At 59.3% G+C, this 23,937-nt stretch carries 20 protein-coding genes and 1 rRNA gene; 3 read left to right on the top strand and 18 right to left on the bottom strand.

Going from position 1 to position 23,937, the window contains the following annotated elements:
• The 18 genes from OSC50_RS24135 to OSC50_RS24050 form a co-directional block, all read right to left on the bottom strand.
• Entirely contained in the window at positions 1-804 is an 804-nt protein-coding gene (locus OSC50_RS24135; RefSeq protein ID WP_181077379.1) for an ABC transporter ATP-binding protein, read from the bottom strand.
• Entirely contained in the window at positions 801-1,949 is a 1,149-nt protein-coding gene (locus OSC50_RS24130) for an ABC transporter permease (protein WP_181077377.1), read from the bottom strand. The genes OSC50_RS24135 and OSC50_RS24130 overlap by 4 nt, the downstream gene beginning before the upstream one ends.
• 53 nt (positions 1,950-2,002) lie before the next feature.
• Positions 2,003-3,034, bottom strand: a complete 1,032-nt coding sequence (locus OSC50_RS24125) for a DUF5924 family protein (RefSeq protein WP_266245292.1) — start codon at positions 3,032-3,034, stop codon at positions 2,003-2,005.
• A gap of 69 nt (positions 3,035-3,103) precedes the next feature.
• Entirely contained in the window at positions 3,104-4,486 is a 1,383-nt protein-coding gene (locus OSC50_RS24120) for a M16 family metallopeptidase (RefSeq protein WP_253509886.1), read from the bottom strand.
• A 57-nt stretch (positions 4,487-4,543) separates the two neighbouring features.
• Positions 4,544-6,202, bottom strand: a complete 1,659-nt coding sequence (locus OSC50_RS24115; RefSeq protein ID WP_266245295.1) for a Na/Pi cotransporter family protein — start codon at positions 6,200-6,202, stop codon at positions 4,544-4,546.
• Positions 6,203-6,635: 433 nt separating this feature from the next.
• Positions 6,636-7,403, bottom strand: coding sequence for a TerC family protein (locus OSC50_RS24110; protein ID WP_181081888.1), 768 nt, complete (start codon positions 7,401-7,403; stop codon positions 6,636-6,638).
• Between the two features lie 61 nt (positions 7,404-7,464).
• Positions 7,465-8,772, bottom strand: coding sequence for a CitMHS family transporter (locus OSC50_RS24105; RefSeq protein ID WP_034101743.1), 1,308 nt, complete (start codon positions 8,770-8,772; stop codon positions 7,465-7,467).
• A gap of 292 nt (positions 8,773-9,064) precedes the next feature.
• Positions 9,065-11,026 (bottom strand): DUF7844 domain-containing protein, encoded by a 1,962-nt coding sequence (locus OSC50_RS24100; RefSeq protein ID WP_266245300.1) that lies wholly within the window; start codon positions 11,024-11,026, stop codon positions 9,065-9,067.
• Positions 11,023-11,343: a DUF2388 domain-containing protein gene (locus OSC50_RS24095; protein WP_181081886.1), complete on the bottom strand. Its 321-nt coding sequence runs from the start codon at positions 11,341-11,343 to the stop codon at positions 11,023-11,025. Before OSC50_RS24095 ends, OSC50_RS24100 begins: the two co-directional genes overlap by 4 nt.
• 26 nt (positions 11,344-11,369) lie before the next feature.
• The gene (locus OSC50_RS24090) at positions 11,370-11,678 is read right to left on the bottom strand and encodes a DUF2388 domain-containing protein (RefSeq protein ID WP_266245304.1); all 309 of its coding nucleotides are present in this window, start codon (positions 11,676-11,678) and stop codon (positions 11,370-11,372) included.
• Between the two features lie 102 nt (positions 11,679-11,780).
• On the bottom strand, positions 11,781-12,101 hold the full coding sequence (locus OSC50_RS24085) for a DUF2388 domain-containing protein (RefSeq protein WP_181081884.1): 321 nt from the start codon (positions 12,099-12,101) through the stop codon (positions 11,781-11,783).
• A gap of 134 nt (positions 12,102-12,235) precedes the next feature.
• Positions 12,236-12,421, bottom strand: a complete 186-nt coding sequence (locus OSC50_RS24080; RefSeq protein ID WP_266245306.1) for a DUF1127 domain-containing protein — start codon at positions 12,419-12,421, stop codon at positions 12,236-12,238.
• 258 nt (positions 12,422-12,679) lie between these two features.
• The gene (locus OSC50_RS24075; RefSeq protein WP_181081882.1) at positions 12,680-12,892 is read right to left on the bottom strand and encodes a DUF1127 domain-containing protein; all 213 of its coding nucleotides are present in this window, start codon (positions 12,890-12,892) and stop codon (positions 12,680-12,682) included.
• Between the two features lie 318 nt (positions 12,893-13,210).
• Positions 13,211-14,704 (bottom strand): succinyl-CoA:acetate CoA-transferase ScpC, encoded by a 1,494-nt coding sequence (scpC, locus tag OSC50_RS24070; protein ID WP_266245309.1) that lies wholly within the window; start codon positions 14,702-14,704, stop codon positions 13,211-13,213.
• Between the two features lie 179 nt (positions 14,705-14,883).
• Positions 14,884-16,320, bottom strand: a complete 1,437-nt coding sequence (locus OSC50_RS24065) for an NAD(P)(+) transhydrogenase (Re/Si-specific) subunit beta (RefSeq protein ID WP_266245311.1) — start codon at positions 16,318-16,320, stop codon at positions 14,884-14,886.
• The gene (locus OSC50_RS24060) at positions 16,317-16,640 is read right to left on the bottom strand and encodes an NAD(P) transhydrogenase subunit alpha part 2 (RefSeq protein WP_124413458.1); all 324 of its coding nucleotides are present in this window, start codon (positions 16,638-16,640) and stop codon (positions 16,317-16,319) included. Before OSC50_RS24060 ends, OSC50_RS24065 begins: the two co-directional genes overlap by 4 nt.
• Positions 16,641-16,655: 15 nt before the next feature.
• Positions 16,656-17,777 carry a Re/Si-specific NAD(P)(+) transhydrogenase subunit alpha gene (locus OSC50_RS24055; RefSeq protein ID WP_266245315.1) on the bottom strand — a complete coding sequence of 374 codons (1,122 nt, stop codon included), beginning with the start codon at positions 17,775-17,777 and terminating at the stop codon, positions 16,656-16,658.
• Positions 17,778-18,215: 438 nt separating this feature from the next.
• The gene (locus OSC50_RS24050) at positions 18,216-19,127 is read right to left on the bottom strand and encodes a LysR family transcriptional regulator (protein ID WP_181081878.1); all 912 of its coding nucleotides are present in this window, start codon (positions 19,125-19,127) and stop codon (positions 18,216-18,218) included.
• Between the two features lie 158 nt (positions 19,128-19,285).
• Between OSC50_RS24050 and OSC50_RS24045 the strand changes: the two genes are divergently transcribed.
• The 3 genes from OSC50_RS24045 (at position 19,286) to OSC50_RS24035 (ending at position 23,857) form a co-directional block, all read left to right on the top strand.
• Positions 19,286-20,467 (top strand): acyl-CoA dehydrogenase, encoded by a 1,182-nt coding sequence (locus tag OSC50_RS24045; protein WP_266245318.1) that lies wholly within the window; start codon positions 19,286-19,288, stop codon positions 20,465-20,467.
• 13 nt (positions 20,468-20,480) lie between these two features.
• On the top strand, positions 20,481-21,701 hold the full coding sequence (locus OSC50_RS24040; RefSeq protein ID WP_266245320.1) for a CaiB/BaiF CoA transferase family protein: 1,221 nt from the start codon (positions 20,481-20,483) through the stop codon (positions 21,699-21,701).
• A 619-nt stretch (positions 21,702-22,320) separates the two neighbouring features.
• Positions 22,321-23,857, top strand: a 16S ribosomal RNA gene (locus OSC50_RS24035).
• The last annotated feature ends 80 nt before the right edge of the window (positions 23,858-23,937 follow it).

Genomic DNA, 23,937 nt, shown 5'->3' with positions numbered 1-23,937 from the left:
TCATACCTCGTTGAGCGATTGAGCGGCATCCAATGCCGCGCGGCCACGGGGGCCGTGGAAATATTCGTGGATCCACGCGTCGTCCGTTTCCGAGACGACATCGATGGCATCGGCCACCAGCACTTTTTTCCGGGCCAGCACCGCCACGCGGTCGGTGATGGTGTACAGCGTGTCCAGGTCGTGAGTCACCAGGAACACACTCAAGCCCAACGCGTCGCGCAGGGTCAGGATCAGTTGGTCAAATTGCGCCGCGCCGATCGGGTCGAGGCCGGCGGTGGGCTCATCCAGAAACAGGATGTCCGGATCCAGCGCCAAGGCGCGGGCCAGGGCGGCGCGCTTGATCATGCCGCCGGACAGCGACGCCGGGTACTTGTCGGCCGCCGACAGCGGAAGCCCGGCCAGCGCCAGCTTCACCGCGGCCAAATGCTCGGCATCGGCACGGCTGAGGCCCGCATGCTCGATCAACGGCAGCGCGACGTTTTCGGTCACCGTCAGCGAGGAAAACAGCGCGCCCTTCTGGAACAACACACCAAAGCGCCGTTCCACCAGGGAACGCTCCTGTTCCGGCAGGTTTGGCAGGTTTTTGCCGAACACCCGCACTTCACCCTCGCTTGGCCGGCGCAGGCCGACGATGCTGCGCAGCAGCACTGACTTACCGCTGCCGGAACCGCCGACCACGGCGAGTATTTCGCCCTTGTACAAGTCCAGGTCGAGGTTTTCATGCACGCTTTGGCTGCCAAAGCGATTGCACAGGCCGCGCACTTCAATCACCGCCTCGGCGGGTGTTCGGTGTAGACGGCTCACCAGCTCATCTCCATGAAGAACAGCGCCGCGACCGCATCCAGCACGATCACTACAAAGATCGATTGCACCACGCTGGAAGTGGTGTGCGCACCGACCGACTCGGCGCTGCCGCTGACCTTGAATCCTTCCAGGCAGCCAATGGCGGCGATCAGGAAGGCGAACACCGGCGCTTTCACCATGCCCACCAGAAAGTGTTGGACGCCAATGTCCGATTGCAGCAGCGAGAGAAACATCGCCGGCGAAATATCCAGTGCCACGGCGCACACCACGCCGCCGCCGATAATCCCCGAGAGCATCGCCAGGAACGTCAGCATCGGCAGCGCCACCAGCAGCGCCAGCACGCGGGGCAGTACCAGCAGCTCCATCGGGTCCAGGCCCAGGGTGCGGATGGCGTCGATTTCTTCATTGGCTTTCATCGAACCGATTTGCGCGGTAAACGCACTGGCGGTGCGGCCGGCGATCAGGATCGCGGTCAGCAACACGCCGAATTCCCGTAGGAAAGAGAACGCCACCAGGTCCACGGTAAAAATTGTCGCGCCGAAGCTTTTAAGCACGGTGGCGCCGAGAAAGGCCACCACGGCGCCTACCAGGAACGTGAGCAAGGCCACGATGGGCGCGGCGTCCAGGCCAACCTGTTCAAGGTGAGCGACCATCGGAGTCAGGCGCCAGCGTTTGGGGCGCAACAGGCCGCGGGCCAGGGTTTCGAGGATCAGGCCGATAAAGCCGAGCAGTTGCTTGCTGTCCTGCCACACCTTGTCCACGGCCGCGCCGATACGCGCCAGCACCTGAATACCGGTGGCTTCTTCGGGCGCTTTGTCCGGCACGCAGAAGTCGTTGAGGGAGCGATACACCGTTTTAAGCAGTGCGCGGTCGGCGGCGGACAGGCTGCAATCGGTCTGCTCTGCGGATTGCTCGATGCGAGTCGGCCCCAGCAGTTCCACCAGCAGCGACGCGCCGGCGGTGTCCAGGGCACCGAGCCCGTTGAGGTCGATACGCGCGCCGGCATCGTATTGGCCGTCGAGTTTGTCCGACAGCTTCTTCAGGCTCGCATAGTGGGCAAGCGTCCAGTCCCCCGTAATCCTGAGCAACGGAGGGGTGGTGGACGTATCGAGATGGGCGGCGCCGGCCGTGATGCGGGTGGTCATAAGCTGCGAGCGTGTCTGTTTTCACAAAGCCCTACGTAATAGCACGAAGCTGCCTACTGTGGGTTGTCCGTTTGTGCTGTGTCGGTGACTTTAAAGCGCAGCACGCCGATAACCTGTCCATCCTCGGTCAATACCTGGACCTGCCAGCGCCCTGCCGAGTCCCCCGGGAAGTTCTGCTTGTGGGTCCAGGCACGGTAGCCTTCCTTGCGCCCGCCATGAATGTCCAGGGCAATGCGGTCTACTTCCTTACCGTTGAATTTCCACACATGGTAGATGCGCTCATCCAACCCGCGCGGCGCGTTAATCGCGGTATAAGCGTACAGCCCGCCGCTGCGCAGTTGTGCGGCGGAGACTTCCTTGAGGTCATGCCCTGGCGTACGGTCCTGCAGCTGGGTACTGATGGCCACCTCTGTCATCCACAGGGTGGCCGGCGGCACCCAGCTGCGCAGTAACCAGCCGGCACAACCAATGGCCGCAGTAACACCCAGCAACATGGCCCAACCTTTAAGACTGCGCAGCGGCATGCTCACCGCCAGGCTTGGAATTGATAGCGCCATGGCCACGCCAAGGGCGAGTTTGTAGCTCTCGGCGGTGGTCAGGTGCAGGATGATCGGCAGCGCAGTGAGCAGCGCGGCGAACAGGGTCAGGGTGTGCAGGGCCAGGAACAGTGAACGCTTGGGCGCCAGCCATTTGTAGTACAACGGGTCGATGATCGACACCAGCGCTGCCGCGCCGAGTAGCCCTGTGAACACCGATTGGCCGCTGTTCCACGCGGTGGTGACGAAGAAGAACGGCAGTACGAAAAACAGGCTTTCCTGGTGGATCATCTGGGTCGCGTAGCGCAGCAGGGGCTCGGGGATCTCGCGCTTGAAGAGTTTGGTGAACAGTTGGGTAAAACTGTTCTCGAGCATCAGCCAGAGCCAGCTCACCAGCATGATCACGGCAATCCAGCTGGCCATCCCCTGCTGACGGTCCACCAGAATGAAGCTGCCCACCCCCGAGATGAAGCCGCCGAGTGCAATCACCCCTGGGTAGCGCTTCATCAGTTCGAGGATGCGCTGGATATAGTGGGTCAGGTTGGGCATTCGGCGGTTCGCACTGTGTAGGAGAAATCTTAGACAGAATAGCGTCTTAGGCTGCTGTTCGGTGCCTCATTACTCAACCCGTTTGCGATAACGGCGCACGCCCACCCAGCCGATTACCATCAGTGCCAGCAGGCCTGCGCCGCTCCAACTGAGGGTGTCGTAACTGAACAGCGGCTTTTCGATGCGCCAGTAGCCCGGTTGCTTGAGAAGCTCGCGCAAGGCCTGGTTTGCCTGGTCCAGCTTGATGGCCTTGATGCGCTTGGCGGGGTCGCTGAAATGGCCGTTGTCGTAGTCGCCTGCGGCACTCCAGTAGTAGTCGGCCAGTGCGCTGTTGCCCTGCACGGCCCAGGCTTGTCGGGCGATGGCCGCTTGTTGCAGGCGTGTAAAGGTGGCCGGGTCCAGGCCGTCCTTGAGCAGTTGCGCCTTGAGGTCGTGCAGCACCTGTTCGGCTTCGTCGAGGTTTTCGCGCTCAAGATCGGCATTCAGGCTCAGAAAGCCGACGCCTCCGAGCACTTCGCGCTCGGCCCAGGGGCCGTAGGACAACCCATGCCTGAGGCGCAACTGGCGGTACAGCGCCCAGTCCAAGTAGTCCTTGAGCAGGTCATAGGTTTCATCATGTTGGTCGTCCAGTACCGGTTCCGGCAGCAGCCAGTGCAATTTGGCGCTGTTGCCCACCCAACCGTGGATCAGTTCGCGATGACTGGCGGCCGTTTGCTGGATCTGCGGCAGCGGCAAATGTTCGCTGGGCTCGACCGGCGTCAGTTGCCCGTAGGTGCGCTCGAGATAGGCCGGCAGCAGTTTATCGAGGTCGCCGACGATGATCAGCGTCATGTTATTGGGCGCGTACCAGTCCTTGCGTAGCGTTTGCAATTGATCGCGGGTCAGGTGATTGACCTCGGCACGTTCGGCGCATTTGAGCCCCAGTTCGACGGCCAGCTGGTTGCTGGCGGTGTGGCCCAGATCCTGGCGATCAAGCAGGCGTTGCAGCCGTGAGTAATGGCCGCCGTCCTCACGCTCCACCACCTGTTTGGCTGCATTGATGTGGGCGTCGGTCAGCTCGGTGCGGGTGAGGATCGCCAGCAGCAGGTCCAGCACTTTGCGCTGGTTGTACGCGGGGGCCTCGATCACGAAGGTGGTGTCCGCATTACTGGTGTAGGCGTTCCATTCGCCGCCCAGGGCCTGCATGCGCTCTTCCAGGTCGCCCTCGCCGCCGCCATCGATGCCGCTGAACAGCAAGTGCTCGAACAGATGGGGCAGCTCTTTGTCTTCGCACGGGAAGTCATCCAGGCCCACGCCGACCACCAAGCGAATAGCCACATGCCCGCGCTCGGTGCCGGGTTTGAGCAGCAATTGCAGGCCGTTGGGCAAGGTGTAGCCCTCGACTTGCAAGCGGTCAAAGGCAAAGGCATGAGCGGCGCCCAACAGCAGGCAGACGAATAACAGGCGACGCATAACTGGCTTCCTGGCGAGTGAGGTCAGTTGTAACTGACTTCACGGGCCATCTTACGTTCAGGGGGAATGCGTGATGTCGGCAATATCTTCGGCCGAGAGTGCGCCGGTGTCGGACGTTTCCAATACGACATAGGCACTGCTGCAAAACAACGAGTTCAGACGCTTCATGTCGGCAATCAGCTCAAGGTGCAGGGAACTGGTTTCCAGGCTTTGTACGATCTTGCGCTGCAGACGGCTTACATGGGCGTGGGCCAGGCGCCGCTCCTGCGCGCGGAAGCGGCGTTTCTCGCGCAGCAACTGGCGGGCACTTTCCGGGTCGGCGCTCAGAAACACCGACAGGCCCAGGCGCAGGTTGGCGATCAACTGGCTGTGCAGGTCGGTGAGTTCTTCCAGGCCCACCTCCGAGAATTGTCGGCGCTGGGACGTTTTCTGCTGCTGGACCTTGCGCAGCATGCGCTCGATCAAGTCGCCGGCCAGCTTCAGGTTGATCGACAGTTCAATGATTTCAGCCCAGCGGCGGCTGTCTTGTTCGCTGAGGTCTTCACGCGGCATTTGCGCCAGATAAAGCTTGATGGCGCTGTAGAGCGCTTCAACGTCATCGCTGAGGCTGCGCATTTCCTGGGTGATCGCTGTCTGTTTGCCGCGCAGCACTTCCTGCATGGCGGTGAGCATATTGTCGATCAGGTCGCCCAGGCGCAGGGTTTCGCGCGCGGCATTGGCCAGCGCCAGGCTGGGAGTGGCAAGGGCCGTGGGGTCCAGATGCCGCGGCTTGGCCTTGCCGTTGACCTCTTCACGCTCGGGCAGCAACCAGGCACACAGGCGTGCCATCGGGCCGATGGTCGGCAGCAGGATCAGGCAGCGGCTGACGTTGTAGAGCAGATGAAAGGTGATGACCATGCCCTGGGCGCTGTAGTCCAGGTTATCCATCCAGCGTACGAGCGGGTCGAGCACCGGGATGATCAGCAACAGGCCGATCAGTTTGTACAGCAGGCTGCCGAGTGCCACTTGGCGACCGGCTGCGTTTTGCATGCTGGTACTGAGAAACGCCAGCACGCCGCTGCCGATATTGGCGCCGATCACCAGACCGATTGCCACATGCAGGCCGATCACACCGGCACCGGCGAGGGTGGCGGTCAGCAGCACGGCGGCCAGGCTGGAGTAGGAGATCATCGCGAACAGGGCGCCGACCAAGGCATCGAGCAGGATGTCGCCGGTCAGCGAGGCAAAGATGACTTTGACGCCCTGGGCATGGGTGATTGGCCCCGCCGCTTCGACGATCAACTGCAGTGCCAGAATGATCAGCCCCAGGCCGATGCCCACCCGACCCAACTGCCCTGCCCGCGTCTGTTTGCGCGACAGGAAGAAGATCACCCCCAGGAAGATCAACAGCGGCGACAGCCAGGACAGGTCAAAGGTGAGCACCCGTGCCATCAGGGCGGTGCCCACATCGGCACCGAGCATGGTCGCCATGGCGGGCATCAGCCCCATCAGGCCCTGGCCGACGAACGACGTCACCAGCATGGCCGTGGCGTTGCTGCTCTGCACCATGGCCGTCACCAGAATGCCGGCGATAAACGCCAGCCAGCGCTTGGCCATGTTCTGACCGATGACTTGGCGCAAGTTGGAACCGTAGACCCGCAGGATGCCGGTACGGACGATGTGCGTGCCCCAGATGAGCAGGGTCACGGCGGAAAGCAGATTGAGCAAGGTCAGCATGCTCGGCCCCCCGTGTGGGTGGGCTCCAGAAGGAGCCAATGAAAAATTGCCGCGTGCCGTTCTACGTCTTGTACTTAAGCTGTAGTTGGCGAATGGGCTCGGCGCCAGCATCGCATAGCTAAAGTGGGGATTGAAACAAAACTGTCATGAAATCAGCTTTTTGCGATCAAAAAAAACGGGGCGCGAGCGCCTAATGCCAGTCAGTTAAGGAGGAACACTGTAACTGTGGCGAGCGGGCTTGCCCCGCGTTGGGCTGCGCAGCAGCCCCAATAGGAGCGTCGCGGTATGCCAGGCAGCTCCGGGACTATGTTTTGGGGCTGCTGCGCAGCCCAACGCGGGGCAAGCCCGCTCGCCACAGGTGACTGATTGTCCGTTCCGTCTCTTAACTGACAGGCATTAGGCGCGAGGGCCCCGTTTTTATTCAGGCTCGGGGTTACTGACCCGGAATGTCCTTGCGCAGTTTCACCGGATCCTTCTGCTTCTTCTTCTTTGCGATCGCGGTGCGCATCTTGATGTTCACCGCTTCCACCGCCAGCGAGAATGCCATGGCGAAGTAGACGTAGCCCTTCGGTACGTGCACATCGAAAGATTCGGCGATCAGCACGGTACCCACCACCAGCAGGAACGACAGCGCGAGCATTTTCAACGACGGGTGCTTGTCGATGAATTCGCTGATCGTGCCGGCCGCCAGCATCATCACCAGTACGGCGACGACGATCGCGGCGATCATGACCGGTACATGGGACACCATGCCGACCGCAGTGATCACCGAGTCCAGGGAGAACACAATGTCGATGATCGCGATCTGGATGATGGTGTAGATGAACTTGCCACCTGCGCCCTTGGGCTCGTCCTGGGTTTCGTCTTCACCTTCCAGCGCGTGGTACATCTCCTGGGAGCTTTTCCACAGCAGGAACAGGCCACCGAAGAACAGGATCAGGTCGCGACCGGAAATGCCTTGGCCGAGGACCACGAACAGGTCGGCGGTCAATTGCATGACCCAGGTGATCGACAGCAGCAACAGGATACGCGTGACCATGGCCAGCGCCAGGCCGAAGATCCGGGTACGTGCCTGCATGTGCTTGGGCATGCGGCTGACCAGGATCGAAATCATGATGATGTTATCGATGCCCAGGACGATCTCGAGGGCCGTCAGGGTGAAGAAGGCAATCCAGATTTCCGGATTGGTCAGCCATTCCATGTGTATACCTTTGCGCGAGTGTTAAGCCGCGCCGGTAGGACCGGCGCAGCGGGTTGTACGGTTATAGAGTGCTGAACAGCGGAAAAATCCCCATCAGCAAGGCGGCGAACATTATGCACAGGCACACCAGCACTGCCCACTTCAGGGTGAAACGCTGGTGATCGCCAAATTCGATACCGGCCAGGGCCACCAACAGGTAGGTCGATGGCACCAGCGGGCTGAGCAAGTGCACCGGTTGGCCGACGATGGAGGCGCGTGCCATTTCCACGGCGGTGATGCCGTAGTGGCTGGCGGCTTCGGCGAGTACCGGTAGCACGCCATAGTAAAACGCGTCGTTGGACATGAAGAAGGTAAACGGCATGCTAACCAGCGCGGTGATGACCGCCAGGTATGGGCCCAACGCTTCAGGGATGACCGCCAGCAGGCTCTTGGACATGGCATCGACCATGCCGGTGCCCGACAGGATGCCGGTGAAGATGCCTGCGGCGAAGATCAGCCCCACCACCGCCAGTACACTGCCGGCGTGGGCGGCGACGCGGTCTTTCTGTTGTTGCAGGCACGGGTAGTTGACGATCATTGCAATGCTGAACGCCACCATGAACAGCACCGGTAGTGGCAACAGGCCTGCAATCAGCGTGCACATCAGGGCCAGGGTCAGGGCGCCGTTGAACCAGATCAGCTTCGGACGGCGAGCATCCGGGTACTGCGACACACTGATCTCGCTGTGGTCGATTTCGTCGCCTTGCAGGTGCAGTTCACCCAGGCGCGCTCGTTCGCGCTTGCCGTACATATAGGCAATCACCAGGATCGCCACCACACCGGCGGCCATGGCGGGAATCATCGGTACGAAAATATCCGACGGGTCCACATGCAGCGCACTGGCGGCGCGGGCGGTCGGGCCGCCCCAGGGCGTCATGTTCATCACGCCGCCGGCGAGAATGATCAGGCCGGCCATGATCCGCGGGCTCATGCCGATGCGCTGGTACAGCGGCAACATGGCGGCCACGCAGATCATGTAAGTGGTGGCGCCGTCACCGTCGAGGGACACCACCAGGGCCAGCACGGCAGTACCCACCGAGACTTTCAGCGGGTCGCCCTTGACCATCTTGAGGATCTTGCGCACGGCCGGATCGAACAGGCCGGAGTCGATCATCAGGGCAAAGTAGAGGATGGCGAACATCAGCATCACGCCGGTCGGCGCGAGCTTGGTGATGCCTTCAAGCATCATCGGACCGATCTTCGGTGCGAAACCGCCGAACAGCGCGAACAGGATCGGCACGATGATCAGGGCGATCAGCGCGGACAGGCGCTTGGTCATGATGAGGAACATGAACGTGATGACCATGGCAAAGCCAAGGAAAGTCAGCATAGGAATACTCCAGGCGTAGCGCGGCTAGGGAATGGCGAACCGGGACGGGTCAGCGCAGAACGAAAGGCACGAGACGTACGGGAGGAGTTGGAGCGAACAGGCGGGTACGGACGGACATCGGGGATCACCATTGTTGTTGTGTACAGCCGATCTATTGCCGGCAGTTGGGGGCGATCCTAGACGCGTAAGCTTTCAGCCAGCTTTCGCCGGCAAAACAGTCAGTGTGGGCAAGACGCGCGGTCTTCAAGCTTGTGCAGGTCAAAATCTATCAAGGGGCAAGCCCCTCCCACCTTCACGGCAGTTCGAGCCCGCCCGCCGCTTTGTGCAGTTTGCGCAGATGTTCACCGACCTGCTTGAGGTTGGCTTCACACGCGGCAATCTCGGCGGCGCGGGAGGGTTCAAGCAGCGCCCTCACTTCTTTGTCCAGCTCACCGGTCAGTGACTGGAGCTGCTTTTGGCGTTCGGCGCTTTCTGACTCCAGGCGTTCGGCTTCCGACGGTTGCGGCAGGCCATAGCCTCCGGCGCCGAGCAGTTCGGCCGGACGACTGAGAAAGCCGCTGTTGGCGAGGATCTTTTGCAGCGTGGCATTGGCTTTCTCCATGCCGCCATTTTTCAACTCGCGGGCACCGAGGTAGCGTTGCTTGACCTCATCCTGGGCCAGCATCAGCTGTTTGCGAAAACTGGCCTGTTCCAGCAGCAGCAACGCCGCGCTGGTGCGCAGATCGGCCTGGTCGAACCATTGGCGACGTTGCGCCGCGTCCAGCGCCAACCAATCTTCAACCTGGGTCTGTTTGATCGGTAGATGCTTGCGCAATACATCGAACATCGCCTGATAGCGTTCGCGGAACGAGTCGAAGTGATAGCCCAGGCGCAGCGCTTCGCGTTTGTCGTCCAGTACGCTGGTATCGGCCAGGCCGCGAGCCTGCAGCACTTCCAGCAGACCATTGGGGGTGATGTTGTCCAGGCCGGTCAGTTGCGGGTTGGCGCTGCCGCTGCGCAACAGCTTGAGGCTTTCGACGGCGCAGTTGTTGGACAGGAAGAAATAGTTTCCGTCGTAGCTCCAATGCATTTCAGCGGCGTGCTCGACGGTTTCGTTGATCTCCTGGCGCGACAATTTCAGCGGGACGGAGGCCAGGCCGCGCAGCTCAGTCTTGGTGTATTCGTCGATGACCTGGGCCAGCGGCAATACGAACAGGCGCGACGGGTATTTGCCCACCAGGCCGTCCCAGCTCGACAGCTGCACGTCACCGACGAAGGCGCGGTAGGACAGCACCAGGTGCTGGTCCAGGTCCAGCCGACAATCGGGCCCGCGCGGCCGGCCGGGGGCGCAGATCACCAGCCGCAGCATGCTGTGGCCCCAGCGGCTTACCAGGTTCTGGTTGGCTTCGGCCAGCAGATAGTCAATCTGGTACACCCGCTCGGGATCGATATGGCCCAGCGGCGTCTTGGCGAAATCATTGCCGGCATTGAGAAACGCGTACGTCTTGGCGCACGCGTCCTGCCCGGGCGGCGCCCAGCCGAAATGGTCACGGTAATAGCGGAACAACGCCGGGCGGCGGCAGGCGTAGCTCGGGTCGAGGAGGAAGTACTCCATGTTGACCGCGACGAACTCCAGTGGGCTGGTGGTTTCGTAGAGGTCCGGGCTGCGCACGACCTGGCGGTTGTGCTGCTCGCGCTCGCCGCGCCGGCCGACGTATTGCGGCCAACCGGCGAGGTCGAGCAATCGAGGATCATCGCTGAGGGTAAAGCGCCGGTCGTTCTGGCCCCGGCACTGATCCGGCAGGCCGATCACGCCAGTGATGCTGTTCTGGCGGCTGCAGCGCTGGATCAGCGCGCGTTCGTCTTTGGACCACAGGCGCGCGCGGTCATAGATGTGGGTCAGTTCGTGCAGAACCGTGGCGAGCATTTCCCGGCGCACCGTACCGTGGGGACGATTGGTTTGACGGGCGGCGGCGCTGCCGTCGGTCAGGCTGGTCAGCAGGTTGCGGTTGAGGTCCAGCTCCGACACCAGAGAGGCCTGGCCGTAGGCGTTGCCGGGCATTTTGTCGGTCCAGCCGACATCGATGCGCCGGTCCAGTTGCTCGATAAAGCGCGGCGGCAACGCGCGCATCGCCTCATCGAGCAAAGCCTGGCTGGCTTGTTGCTCAGCCGGGCTCAAGCCATCGGACTTGAGCCGCAGCTGCAGGCTGGCCTGCGCTGCGCCGGTACACAGCAGCACAGTCCCGGCCAGCAGCCAGGCGGCGAGGCGCCTCACAGTGCGAGGATGGCTTCGGCGAGAGTCTGGTCAGTGGCATCGCGAGCTTCCGGCACGCGGGTGCGCAGGGTATCGAAGGCGGCTTCAAGTTGCGCGCCGCGGATCTCACCGTTGGTGGCAACAAAACTGGCGGCATCATCGTGGGCTTCGCGCACGACTTTGGAGTCGCGGATTGAGGTGGTGGTGTCCGAGGTGAAATCAATGGTGCGGCCAAAGGCGCGAACAATGATGTTACTGGTGGCCACCAGCGTGTGTGCCTGGGCAACATCGGCCAATAACAGCAGGCCAAGGGTGGCGGCGATCAGCGGGCTACGCATGGGATGACTCCGAAATACAAAGATGTTTATTGGACGAGTATTGCTTGCGCCAGTTCACGGTCGCTGGCGTTAAGTTTTGGCTGGGTGCGGCGCAGGTAATCCAGCGCTGATTCCAGCCTTGCTCCCCGCCATTGGCCGCCAGTGGCGACAAACACGGCAGCATCATCCTGGGCTGCCATCAGCAACTTTCTATCGAAGGGCGCGGAGGTCACCTTGCTGGTGGCATAGGCGCTCGCGACAGTGCCTTGAAGGGTCACGTCAAAGGCCGATGCCAGAGGCGACCAGCTCGCTGAAAACAACACAGGGACAAGGAACAGTCGGTATGAAAAAGCCATGGGACTCGACAACTGGAAACGAGCGCCAAGGCTAGCGCAATGCCCGGACGAGAGCCAGCGCGGAGGCGTCCGGGAGCGGCTCGCGCTCCCTTGCCCGTTGCCTCAAATGGCCAGGATGGCCTGGGCCAGCTGTGCGTCAGTTGCGGTGTTCAATTGCGGGGCTTGTTGGCGGATCTGGGCCAGAGCGCTTTCCAGCTTCACTCCACGAATGGCGCCTTCGCTGGCGACAAAGCTGGCGGCGTCGTCACGGGCGGCGCGTACCACCTTGTTGTCGCGCAGGGATGACGTGGCATCGGAGGTGGCGTCGGAGGTGGCTTTCAGCGCGCCGACAATGGAGTCGGTGGTCACGATGAAGCTGCTAGCGTTGGCGGTGGCAGCCAGGGTCAACAGCGCAGCGGCACTAAGAAGGCGAAGACGGGGCATGGGGTGACTCCTTGGGTGAACGGATAAAGTGGTGCAGAACAGCCTTGGGGATCAGACGCCTGCTCCCCGTGCTTCGCCACTTGGTAGCGGGATATTAAGCTGCCGTTTATGCGTTCGGATAGCGTCTTGACTGCCTAGTCACGCCAAAAAGGCTTGGACAGCTCGGCCATGCGATCTCCTGGCGTAATGCCTGCATCGGCCAAGCCCCGCAAATCAAGCTGAGTTAACTGACGTCGACCTTGAGCACGCAGGGCCCAACGGCCTAGAGCCTCGATGAAGCGCAGTGCCAGCCGTTTATATAGAGCGGGTTGGAAGTCCATCTGTGTGGCCTCGATTCTGGTCTGGCACACCAGAATGGCTGAGCTGGTTTAACCAATACAGATACAATGGCACTGAATTGTACTTATCATCTGTTGGATTATTTTAACTGTACTGGTCCTGCGCTGCGGGTTCTGTTTTTCGTCGCAATCGAATCCCGGAAACGACAAAGCCCACCTCCGGTTTCCCGGGGCGGGCTTTGTTTTGTTCAATCTGGTTGCTGGCAGTGGACCGTTCAGGTCAGGGCCAGCGAGCGCTCATCAGCGCCAGAACGGCTTGCTCAGCTCTTCGTAGCGTTGTGCTTCGCTGATACCGGCATCAGCCAGCAGGCGCGAATCCAGACGAGCCAGTTGGTGGCGGCTGGAGATGCGACGTTGCCACAGCATCAGGTTGGCCAGAACGCGCAGAGGCAGAGCGGCTTGGTTGTTTACGGCTTTTTCAGAGAACAGTTCGGAACTGAGTGTACGTTCCATGATGGCATCCTTCCGCTTGTGGCGGGATTAGGTAGTGGTTTAACTGATGCCAATGATCCTCCTGCGGCGCAACACTCTCTAGATACAGTTCACTTGTATTGTGAGGGGCCAGTTAACTGTTTATAGGGGCTGTACTGTACGGAAACGGGGCAACTGTACCTGTCTGCACTGAAGTAGTGCGAAATAGTCGGTTTCGAGTGACTGTGTCAGCTATTTCCCTAGGAAAAGACCGGTACAGCAGTACAGTTTTTTCAGGAATGGCGCGGATTACTGCAGGGCTGATGAAACTGTATTTGCACCAGCCCGGATCTGTATGAATCAAGCCTTTAGCATATGCCCGGTTTCTTCCAGATTGATGTGCCAGCTCAGTGCCTCGCGCAGGATATGCGGGGTGTGTCCGCCGAGTGTGCAGGCGGTCTCGAAGTAAGTGTTCAGCGCGTCACGGTACGCTGGGTGCACACAGTTATCGATGATCACCCGCGCCCGTTCCCGTGGCGCCAGGCCGCGCAGATCGGCCAGGCCGACTTCGGTGACCAGGATGTCCACATCATGCTCGGTGTGGTCCACATGGCTGACCATCGGTACCACGCTGGAAATCGCGCCGCCCTTGGCGATGGATTTGGTCACGAAGATCGCCAGGTGCGCATTGCGCGCGAAGTCACCTGAGCCGCCGATGCCGTTCATCATCCGCGTGCCGCAGACGTGGGTGGAGTTGACGTTGCCATAGATGTCGAACTCCAGGGCTGTGTTGATGCCGATAATGCCCAGGCGTCGCACCACTTCAGGGTGGTTGGAAATTTCCTGGGGACGCAGCACCAGTTTGTCCTTATAGCGCTCCAGGTTGCCGAACACGTCGCCATTGCGCCGTTGCGACAGAGTGATCGAGCTGCCCGAGGCGAAGCTCAGCTTGCCGGCGTCGATCAGGTCGAATGTCGAGTCCTGCAACACTTCCGAATACATGGTCAGGTCTTCGAAAGGCGAGTCGATCAAGCCGCACATCACAGCGTTGGCGATGTTACCGATGCCCGCTTGCAGCGGCCCGAGTTTGTTGGTCATGCGCCCGGCGTCCACTTCCTGCCTGAGGAAGTTGATGAGGTGGTTGGCGATGCCTTGGGTGTCGCTGTCGGGCGGGGTTACGGTCGACGCTGAGTCCGCCTGATTGGTGATGACGATCGCGACGATCTTCTCTGGCGGAATCGGGATTGCGGTGCTGCCGATACGATCGTCCACCTTTACCAATGGGATCGGCGTGCGGGTTGGACGGTAGGTCGGAATATAGATGTCGTGCAGCCCTTCCAGATTCGGATTGTGCGCGAGGTTGATCTCGATGATCACCTGTTTGGCGAAAATTGCGAAACTGGCTGAGTTACCCACCGACGTGGTGGGCACGATGTGGCCTTGCTCGGTGATAGCGATGGCTTCGATCACCGCAATGTCCGGCAGCTTGAGTTGATTGTTGCGCAGTTGCTCGACGGTTTCCGACAAATGCTGATCGATAAACATCACCTGGCCTGCGTTGATGGCCTTGCGCAAGGTGCTGTCGACCTGGAATGGCATGCGCCGGGACAACACACCGGCTTCGGTCAGTTGCTTGTCCAGGTCATTGCCCAGGCTGGCGCCGGTCATCAGGGTGATTTTCAGCGGGGAGGTCTTGGCCCGTTCGGCCAGGGCGTGGGGGACGGCCTTGGCTTCACCGGCGCGGGTGAAGCCGCTCATGCCGACGGTCATGCCGTCCTCGATCAGTGCGGCGGCGTCTGCCGCGCTCATGACCTTGTTCAACAACGAAGGCAAGCGGATACGATCACGGTACATGAATGGTTATCTCGGGCTACGGAAGCAAGGTAGGCAGTGTAGTGATTTCAAAAAAATTCGGCCCGCTACCATGGTCGAATGCAAGCTAGCGATTTAGAGCCTTTGGTCGGGTTTCATCCCGCAATAAAAAACCCCAGCCTACGTCGCGCCGGGGTTTCGAGTATTGCGCTGGAGCAGTGTTACTCGACGGCTTTGACCATGTCTTCGATGACCTTTTTGGCGTCACCGAACACCATCATGGTCTTGTCGAGATAGAACAGCTCGTTATCCAGCCCCGCATAGCCGCTGGCCATGGAGCGCTTGTTGACGATGATGGTCTTGGCCTTGAAGGCTTCGAGGATCGGCATCCCGGCAATCGGCGATTTCGGATCGTTCTTCGCGGCCGGGTTGACCACGTCGTTGGCACCCAACACCAGCACTACGTCGGCCTGGCCGAACTCGGAGTTGATGTCTTCCATCTCGAACACCTGGTCGTACGGCACTTCCGCCTCGGCGAGCAACACGTTCATGTGTCCGGGCATGCGACCGGCCACCGGGTGGATCGCGTATTTCACCGTAACACCGTGGTGAGTGAGTTTCTCGGTCAACTCTTTGAGCGCATGCTGCGCCCGCGCCACCGCCAGGCCATAGCCTGGCACGATGATTACGGTGTCGGCGTTGGTGAGCAGGAAGGTGGCGTCGTCTGCCGAACCGGATTTCACCGGACGCGCTTCCTTGGAGCCAGCGGCCGCACCGGCGTCTGGCGTATTACCGAAGCCGCCGAGCAACACATTGAAGAACGAGCGGTTCATCGCCTTGCACATGATGTACGACAGGATCGCGCCGCTGGAGCCTACCAGTGAGCCGGCAATGATCAGCATCGAGTTGTTCAGCGAGAAACCGATGCCGGCCGCCGCCCAGCCGGAATAGCTGTTGAGCATTGAGACGACTACCGGCATGTCCGCGCCACCGATCGGGATAATGATCAGCACGCCCAATACAAACGCCAGCGCCAGCATCAGTGCGAAGGCGGTGAGGTTGCCGGAGAACATGAACGCCAAACCCAGGCCCAGGGTTGCCAGCCCAAGCACCAGGTTCAGTTTGTGCTGGCCGCCGAACTGTACCGGTGCCCCCTGAAACAGGCGGAACTTGTACTTGCCCGACAGCTTGCCGAAAGCGATCACCGAGCCGGAAAACGTAATCGCACCGATGGCCGCGCCCAGGAACAGTTCCAGGCGGTTGCCGGCAGGAATCGCATCGCCAAGGTGTTTGACGATGCCCAGGGATTGCGGCTCGACCACGGCGGCGATGGCGATAAACACCGCGGCCAGGCCGATCATGCTGTGCATGAACGCCACCAGCTCCGGCATCTTGGTCATTTCTACCCGCTTGGCCATGATCGAGCCGGCGGTGCCACCGATCAGAAGGCCGACGATCACATAGCCGATGCCGGCAGTGGCCAGCTCAGCGCCGAGCTTATAGATGAGGCCCACGGTGGTAAGTACGGCCAGCGCCATGCCGAGCATGCCGAACAGGTTGCCGCGACGCGACGTGGTGGGGTGCGACAGCCCCTTGAGGGCCTGGATGAAACAGATCGACGCGATCAGGTACAGCGTCGTGACGAGATTCATGCTCATGACTTCGGCGCCTCTTCTTTTACTTTCGGGGCTTTCTTCTTGAACATTTCCAGCATTCTGCGGGTGACCAGGAAACCGCCGAACACGTTGACTGCGGCCAGGGCCACCGCCAGGGTGCCCATGGTTTTGCCCAGCGGCGTCACGGTGAGGGCGGCAGCCAGCATGGCGCCGACGATCACAATGGCGGAAATCGCGTTGGTCACCGCCATCAATGGAGTGTGCAGCGCGGGCGTGACGTTCCAGACCACGTGATAGCCGACATAGATCGCCAGCACAAAGATGATCAGGTTGTAGATACCGGGGGAGATAAGCTCTTCCATCGTCTGAATCCCTGCTTAGGCGTTTTTGCGGATGACTTGGCCGTCGCGGCACATCAGGCACGCGGCGACGATGTCGTCTTCGAGGTTGATTTCGAACTGCCCTTCCTTGGTGAAGACCAGCTTCAGGAAGTCCAGCAGGTTGCGCGCGTACAACGCAGACGCATCGGCAGCGACGGCCCCGGCCAGATTGGTCGGGCCGCAAATGATCACGCCGTTTTCCACCACGACCTGGTCGGCGACGGTCAGCGGGCAGTTCCCACCCTGGGCGGCGGCAAGGTCGATGACTACCGAGCCAGGCTTCATCTGTGCGACGGTGTCGGCGCTGAGCAGCGTGGGTGCCTTGCGGCCGGGGATCAGGGCCGTGGTAATCACGATATCGGCTTGTTTTGCGCGCTCGTGCACGGCAAGGGCCTGACGCTGCATCCAGCTTGCGGGCATCGGGCGCGCGTAACCGCCGACACCGACGGCGCACTCGCGTTCTTCATCGGTTTCGTAAGGCACCTCCACAAACTTGGCGCCGAGGGACTCGATCTGCTCCTTGACGGCCGGGCGTACGTCAGACGCTTCGATCACGGCCCCCAGACGTTTCGCCGTAGCAATTGCCTGCAGCCCGGCAACCCCCGCGCCGAGGATCAGCACGCGCGCGGCTTTTACGGTGCCTGCGGCGGTCATCAGCATCGGCATGAAGCGCGGATAGTGATGCGCGGCGAGCAGCACGGCTTTATAGCCGGCGATGTTGGCTTGGGAGGACAGTACGTCGAGGCTCTGGGCACGCGAGGTGCGTGGTGCAGCCTCGAGCGCAAAGGCAGTGACACCCTGTTCGGCCAGTTTGGTAATGGTTTCGTTGCTGAACGGATTGAGCATGCCCACCAGTACGGTGCCGCTTTTGATCAGCGCCAGCTCGCTGTCGCTGGGAGCCACGACCTTGAGGATCAGCTCGGCGCCAAATGCGTCGTTGGCACTGCCAAGGGTGGCGCCTGCTGCTTCATAGGCACTGTCGACGACGCTGGCCTTGAGGCCCGCTCCGCTTTGTACAGTGACCTTATGGCCCTGGCCGATCAGCTTTTTGATGGTTTCCGGGGTGGCAGCCACCCGCGTTTCACCGGTCTGGGTTTCGAGAGGAACACCAATGTGCACGTCAAATCTCCTGCATGATCTTTTTGCTTTTGATCTTTTTGTAAAAAGGCCAGTGCACCGCGAGTGGCGCAACTGGGGCGGCCGATCAGCACGATCCCGCTGAAATGACAGCGGGGCGCGGCATTTTGCAGGCGAACTTTACGGCCTTCAAGGGATTATGACGGGTGACGAAAAATTAACTACAAGTCACCCTGTGACTGATTGTCGCAAGGCACTGGAATAACCGCTTTAAATACAAGTGATTATGGCGTTCTAGGTGTTTTTCGCGAGGATTTTTATATTTACTGTGAATAGTCGTGTATTGACTCGTCATGGTCGTTGTAAGCCATAGGAATCATGGCTTTGAGGGTATTTCGGGCCGATGAATACAGTCTGTTTAAATGCGACATATACGTACATCTGTAGGGATAAAAAATATCTGACTACAAAGTCAGTAAGCTATTGAAGTCCTTTGATTGCTGGGCTGTAGCGTTGTGACTGATCAATAAGCCAGTCTCTGAACGCGTGCAACGAGGCGGACTCGACCTTTCGGTCAGGAATCATCAGGTAATAAGCCTTGGAGCTGGTCAGTGCTTCAGGGCTTGCGATCACCAGTTGATGCTCGTCCAGCTCGCGCTGAATCAGGAACGGCGGGATCAGCGCGATGCCCATGTCATGCGTGGCGGCCTGAGACAGCATCGAGAATAGCTCGTAACGAGGGCCTGTCATGTCACGGGGAACGTTCAGTTGCCTGGCACTGAACCACTGCCGCCAGGCATAGGGGCGTGTGGTTTGCTGCAGCAGCGGTAGCTCTGCAATTTCTTCGGCGCTGAACTGAGTGCGCTCGCCCAGCAACTGCGGACTGCAGACGGGCACGGGGTTCTCCCCCATCAATCGGTGCGATTCAGTGCCGGACCAATCGGCGTCCCCGAAGTAAATGGCCGCGTCGAAATCGGTATCCGCAAACAGGAACGGCCGCGTGCGGTTGGTGAGGTTGACTGTCACTTCCGGATGCTGGCGCTGGAAGTCCTTGAGCCTGGGGATCAGCCACTGCGTGCCGAACGTGGGGACCACGGCCAGTTCAATTACGTTGGCGCCCTGCTGACCCATTACGGACAGCGTGTCGCGTTCCACCGCGTCCAGTTGCGTCGCGACGCGACGACTATAAGACAGCCCCGCTTCGGTTAGCTTCACTCCGCGTCGCGAGCGTCGAAACAGTTCGACACCTAAAAACTCTTCAAGGCTGGCGATCTGTCGGCAAATGGCGCCTTGGGTGAGGGATAACTCCTGCGCTGCCTTGGTGAAGCTCTCATGGCGAGCCGCCGCCTCAAAACTGACAAGCGCGGTCGTGCTGGGTATTTTTCTGCGCATGTACTCTGTCCTCACTCATAAAGCCGCTGGGGGCGGATTACAACTATTACGAAGTGAGAAATTAGCACAACCCTATGCATAATCCTCGTTTGCCCCGAATGGTTACCGGGCCTAGGCTTGGTCCACGACTTCCTATGTTCTTTGCGAGGACTTGACTCATGGCTGGCAAGGCAAGCTTCAACTGGATCGATCCACTGCTGCTGGATCAACAGCTCACCGAAGAAGAGCGCATGGTGCGCGACAGTGCCGAGCAATTTGCTCAGGGCAAGCTGGCGCCGCGTGTACTTGAGGCCTTCCGTCATGAGCGGACCGACCCGGCAATTTTTCGCGAGATGGGTGAGACCGGTTTGCTGGGGGCGATGATTCCCGAACAGTACGGCGGCAGTGGCTTGAATTACGTCAGCTACGGCTTGATCGCGCGCGAAGTGGAACGTGTCGACTCCGGCTACCGCTCGATGATGAGCGTGCAGTCTTCTCTGGTCATGGTGCCGATCAATGAATTCGGTACCGAGGCGCAGAAGCAGAAGTACTTACCAAAGCTGGCCTCTGGCGAATGGATCGGTTGCTTTGGTCTGACAGAGCCTAACCACGGGTCTGACCCAGGCGCGATGATTACTCGCGCACGCAAGGTGGACGGCGGCTACAGCCTGACGGGCGCGAAGATGTGGATCACCAACAGCCCGATCGCTGATGTATTTGTGGTTTGGGGCAAGGACGATGCCGGCGATATTCGAGGCTTCGTGCTGGAAAAGGGATGGAAGGGCCTAAGCGCTCCGGCGATTCACGGAAAGGTCGGCCTGCGGGCCTCGATCACCGGCGAGATCGTAATGGATAACGTGTTTGTGCCTGAAGAGAACATCTTTCCGGATGTGCGCGGCTTGAAAGGGCCTTTCACTTGCCTGAATTCTGCGCGCTATGGCATTTCATGGGGGGCCTTGGGGGCTGCCGAATTCTGTTGGCACACCGCTCGCCAGTACACGTTGGACCGTCATCAGTTTGGTCGGCCGTTGGCGGCAACTCAATTGATCCAGAAGAAACTGGCTGATATGCAGACTGAGATCACGCTGGCCCTGCAGGGCTGCCTGCGGCTGGGGCGTATGAAGGACGAAGGCACGGCTGCGGTGGAGATCACCTCGATCATGAAGCGCAATTCGTGTGGCAAGTCCTTGGATATCGCCCGCATGGCACGGGACATGCTGGGCGGCAACGGTATTTCCGATGAGTTCGGCGTGGCGCGTCATTTGGTGAACCTTGAAGTGGTCAACACTTATGAAGGCACTCATGACGTGCACGCCTTGATACTGGGGCGCGCGCAAACCGGTCTTCAGGCCTTCTATTAATAGGAGCATTGGCATGGGCGCGCTTTCGCATTTGCGGGTACTGGATTTGTCGCGGGTATTGGCAGGCCCCTGGTCGGGACAGATCCTTGCAGATCTTGGGGCTGAGGTGATCAAGGTCGAGCGGCCAGGTAGCGGTGACGATACGCGCGCCTGGGGACCGCCCTTTTTGAAGGACGCTTATGGTGAGAACACCAGTGAGGCGGCTTACTACCTGGCGGCCAATCGCAATAAAGAGTCGGTGACAATTGATTTCACTCGGCCGGAGGGGCAAAAGCTCATACGGGATCTGGCGGCGAAGTCCGACATCCTTATCGAGAACTTCAAGGTCGGTGGTCTCGCGGCTTATGGGCTGGATTATGAATCGCTCAAGGAGATCAATCCTGAATTGATCTACTGCTCAATCACTGGGTTTGGCCAGACAGGGCCTTATGCGGCGCGGGCGGGTTACGACTTCATGATCCAAGGGTTGGGCGGGCTCATGAGTCTGACGGGGCGGCCCGAGGGCGATGAAGGGGCCGGGCCTGTAAAGGTCGGAGTGGCGTTGACCGATATCTTGACGGGGCTTTACTCAACTGTCGCGATTCTGGCTGCGCTGGCGCATCGTGATCATGACGGTGGTGGTCAGCACATTGATATGGCCCTGCTGGACGTGCAGGTCGCTTGCTTGGCCAACCAGGCGATGAATTACCTGACAACTGGGAGCGCGCCAAAGCGTCTGGGTAACGCTCACCCCAATATCGTGCCCTATCAGGACTTTCCTACGGCGGATGGCGACTTCATCCTGACGGTGGGTAATGACGGGCAGTTCCGCAAATTCGCCGAGGTGGCTGGGCAGCCCCACTGGGCGGACGACCCGCGTTTCTCTACTAATAGAATGCGGGTGGCTAATCGTGCCGAGTTGATTCCATTGATTCGTCAGGCAACAGTCTTCAAAACGACGGCGCAGTGGGTGGCGCAATTGGAGCGCGCTGGGGTTCCCTGTGGGCCGATCAACGATTTGGCGCAGGTATTTGCTGATCCGCAGGTCACGGCGCGTGGATTGGCAATGCAACTGCCTCATGCGCTGGCAGGGGTAGTGCCCCAGGTTGCCAGTCCAATACGTTTATCCAAGACGCCCGTGGAGTATCGTAGTGCGCCCCCCTTGTTAGGTGAGCATACAGTCCAGGTGCTGCAGGGCGTGCTGGGTCTTGGAGCGGAGAATGTGGCGGCTTTGAAAGATGCAGGTGTTATCTGAATCTTTCCTTCTATATAGCTAGCTAGTGTTGGTTAGTTTTTAGCCAGATATAAGTAATTGATAGAAAGAGCAAATTAAGGGTTGACGGCAGATTCCAGAAGTCTATAATTCGCCCCACTTCCGGCGCAGTCGAAACGGAAAACTCCTTGGTAAACAAAGAGTTACGCAGAATTCGACAGCGGATGGCTTCAGTTTATCGAAGCCCAGAAGGAGTTGGTAGGGCAAGGTTGTTTGGCTCTATTAACGTTTCGATCTTCTCGGTCGAAAGCGGAGTAAAAGAGGTGTTGACAGCAGCGTGTAACGCTGTAGAATTCGCCTCCCGCTAACGAGAGATCGGAAGCGCAAGTGGTTGAAGTTGTTGAAGAAATCTTCGAAAACTTCTGAAAATAATCACTTGACAGCAAATGAGGCTGCTGTAGAATGCGCGCCTCGGTTGAGACGAAAGATCTTAACCAACCGCTCTTTAACAACTGAATCAAGCAATTCGTGTGGGTGCTTGTGGAGTCAGACTGATAGTCAACAAGATTATCAGCATCACAAGTTACTCCGCGAGAAATCAAAGATGTAACCAACGATTGCTGAGCCAAGTTTAGGGTTTCTTAAAAACCCAAAGATGTTTGAACTGAAGAGTTTGATCATGGCTCAGATTGAACGCTGGCGGCAGGCCTAACACATGCAAGTCGAGCGGTAGAGAGAAGCTTGCTTCTCTTGAGAGCGGCGGACGGGTGAGTAATGCCTAGGAATCTGCCTGGTAGTGGGGGATAACGTCCGGAAACGGACGCTAATACCGCATACGTCCTACGGGAGAAAGCAGGGGACCTTCGGGCCTTGCGCTATCAGATGAGCCTAGGTCGGATTAGCTAGTTGGTGGGGTAATGGCTCACCAAGGCGACGATCCGTAACTGGTCTGAGAGGATGATCAGTCACACTGGAACTGAGACACGGTCCAGACTCCTACGGGAGGCAGCAGTGGGGAATATTGGACAATGGGCGAAAGCCTGATCCAGCCATGCCGCGTGTGTGAAGAAGGTCTTCGGATTGTAAAGCACTTTAAGTTGGGAGGAAGGGCCATTACCTAATACGTGATGGTTTTGACGTTACCGACAGAATAAGCACCGGCTAACTCTGTGCCAGCAGCCGCGGTAATACAGAGGGTGCAAGCGTTAATCGGAATTACTGGGCGTAAAGCGCGCGTAGGTGGTTTGTTAAGTTGGATGTGAAATCCCCGGGCTCAACCTGGGAACTGCATTCAAAACTGACTGACTAGAGTATGGTAGAGGGTGGTGGAATTTCCTGTGTAGCGGTGAAATGCGTAGATATAGGAAGGAACACCAGTGGCGAAGGCGACCACCTGGACTGATACTGACACTGAGGTGCGAAAGCGTGGGGAGCAAACAGGATTAGATACCCTGGTAGTCCACGCCGTAAACGATGTCAACTAGCCGTTGGGAGCCTTGAGCTCTTAGTGGCGCAGCTAACGCATTAAGTTGACCGCCTGGGGAGTACGGCCGCAAGGTTAAAACTCAAATGAATTGACGGGGGCCCGCACAAGCGGTGGAGCATGTGGTTTAATTCGAAGCAACGCGAAGAACCTTACCAGGCCTTGACATCCAATGAACTTTCTAGAGATAGATTGGTGCCTTCGGGAACATTGAGACAGGTGCTGCATGGCTGTCGTCAGCTCGTGTCGTGAGATGTTGGGTTAAGTCCCGTAACGAGCGCAACCCTTGTCCTTAGTTACCAGCACGTTATGGTGGGCACTCTAAGGAGACTGCCGGTGACAAACCGGAGGAAGGTGGGGATGACGTCAAGTCATCATGGCCCTTACGGCCTGGGCTACACACGTGCTACAATGGTCGGTACAAAGGGTTGCCAAGCCGCGAGGTGGAGCTAATCCCATAAAACCGATCGTAGTCCGGATCGCAGTCTGCAACTCGACTGCGTGAAGTCGGAATCGCTAGTAATCGCGAATCAGAATGTCGCGGTGAATACGTTCCCGGGCCTTGTACACACCGCCCGTCACACCATGGGAGTGGGTTGCACCAGAAGTAGCTAGTCTAACCTTCGGGGGGACGGTTACCACGGTGTGATTCATGACTGGGGTGAAGTCGTAACAAGGTAGCCGTAGGGGAACCTGCGGCTGGATCACCTCCTTAATCGACGACATCAGCTGCTCCATAAGTTCCCACACGAATTGCTTGATTCATTGAAGAAGACGATAAGAAGCAGCCCGAAA

It is taken from the genome of Pseudomonas quebecensis (assembly GCF_026410085.1).
GTDB classification, from domain to species: domain Bacteria; phylum Pseudomonadota; class Gammaproteobacteria; order Pseudomonadales; family Pseudomonadaceae; genus Aquipseudomonas; species Aquipseudomonas quebecensis.
The sequence above is the reverse complement of the archived record's forward strand: the minus strand, read 5'-3'. Positions and strand labels throughout refer to the sequence as shown.

What these genes read in the sequence shown, in the direction of transcription:
- OSC50_RS24130 (WP_181077377.1), bottom strand. Translation starts at nt 1,949, where the DNA reads ATGACCACCCGCATCACGGCCGGCGCCGCCCATCTCGATACGTCCACC.
- OSC50_RS24125 (WP_266245292.1), bottom strand. Translation starts at nt 3,034, where the DNA reads ATGCCCAACCTGACCCACTATATCCAGCGCATCCTCGAACTGATGAAG.
- OSC50_RS24120 (WP_253509886.1), bottom strand. Translation starts at nt 4,486, where the DNA reads ATGCGTCGCCTGTTATTCGTCTGCCTGCTGTTGGGCGCCGCTCATGCC.
- OSC50_RS24115 (WP_266245295.1), bottom strand. Translation starts at nt 6,202, where the DNA reads ATGCTGACCTTGCTCAATCTGCTTTCCGCCGTGACCCTGCTCATCTGG.
- OSC50_RS24110 (WP_181081888.1), bottom strand. Translation starts at nt 7,403, where the DNA reads ATGGAATGGCTGACCAATCCGGAAATCTGGATTGCCTTCTTCACCCTG.
- OSC50_RS24105 (WP_034101743.1), bottom strand. Translation starts at nt 8,772, where the DNA reads ATGCTGACTTTCCTTGGCTTTGCCATGGTCATCACGTTCATGTTCCTC.
- OSC50_RS24095 (WP_181081886.1), bottom strand. Translation starts at nt 11,343, where the DNA reads ATGCGTAGCCCGCTGATCGCCGCCACCCTTGGCCTGCTGTTATTGGCC.
- OSC50_RS24090 (WP_266245304.1), bottom strand. Translation starts at nt 11,678, where the DNA reads ATGGCTTTTTCATACCGACTGTTCCTTGTCCCTGTGTTGTTTTCAGCG.
- OSC50_RS24085 (WP_181081884.1), bottom strand. Translation starts at nt 12,101, where the DNA reads ATGCCCCGTCTTCGCCTTCTTAGTGCCGCTGCGCTGTTGACCCTGGCT.
- OSC50_RS24080 (WP_266245306.1), bottom strand. Translation starts at nt 12,421, where the DNA reads ATGGACTTCCAACCCGCTCTATATAAACGGCTGGCACTGCGCTTCATC.
- OSC50_RS24075 (WP_181081882.1), bottom strand. Translation starts at nt 12,892, where the DNA reads ATGGAACGTACACTCAGTTCCGAACTGTTCTCTGAAAAAGCCGTAAAC.
- scpC (WP_266245309.1), bottom strand. Translation starts at nt 14,704, where the DNA reads ATGTACCGTGATCGTATCCGCTTGCCTTCGTTGTTGAACAAGGTCATG.
- OSC50_RS24065 (WP_266245311.1), bottom strand. Translation starts at nt 16,320, where the DNA reads ATGAGCATGAATCTCGTCACGACGCTGTACCTGATCGCGTCGATCTGT.
- OSC50_RS24060 (WP_124413458.1), bottom strand. Translation starts at nt 16,640, where the DNA reads ATGGAAGAGCTTATCTCCCCCGGTATCTACAACCTGATCATCTTTGTG.
- OSC50_RS24050 (WP_181081878.1), bottom strand. Translation starts at nt 19,127, where the DNA reads ATGCGCAGAAAAATACCCAGCACGACCGCGCTTGTCAGTTTTGAGGCG.
- OSC50_RS24045 (WP_266245318.1), top strand. Translation starts at nt 19,286, where the DNA reads ATGGCTGGCAAGGCAAGCTTCAACTGGATCGATCCACTGCTGCTGGAT.
- OSC50_RS24040 (WP_266245320.1), top strand. Translation starts at nt 20,481, where the DNA reads ATGGGCGCGCTTTCGCATTTGCGGGTACTGGATTTGTCGCGGGTATTG.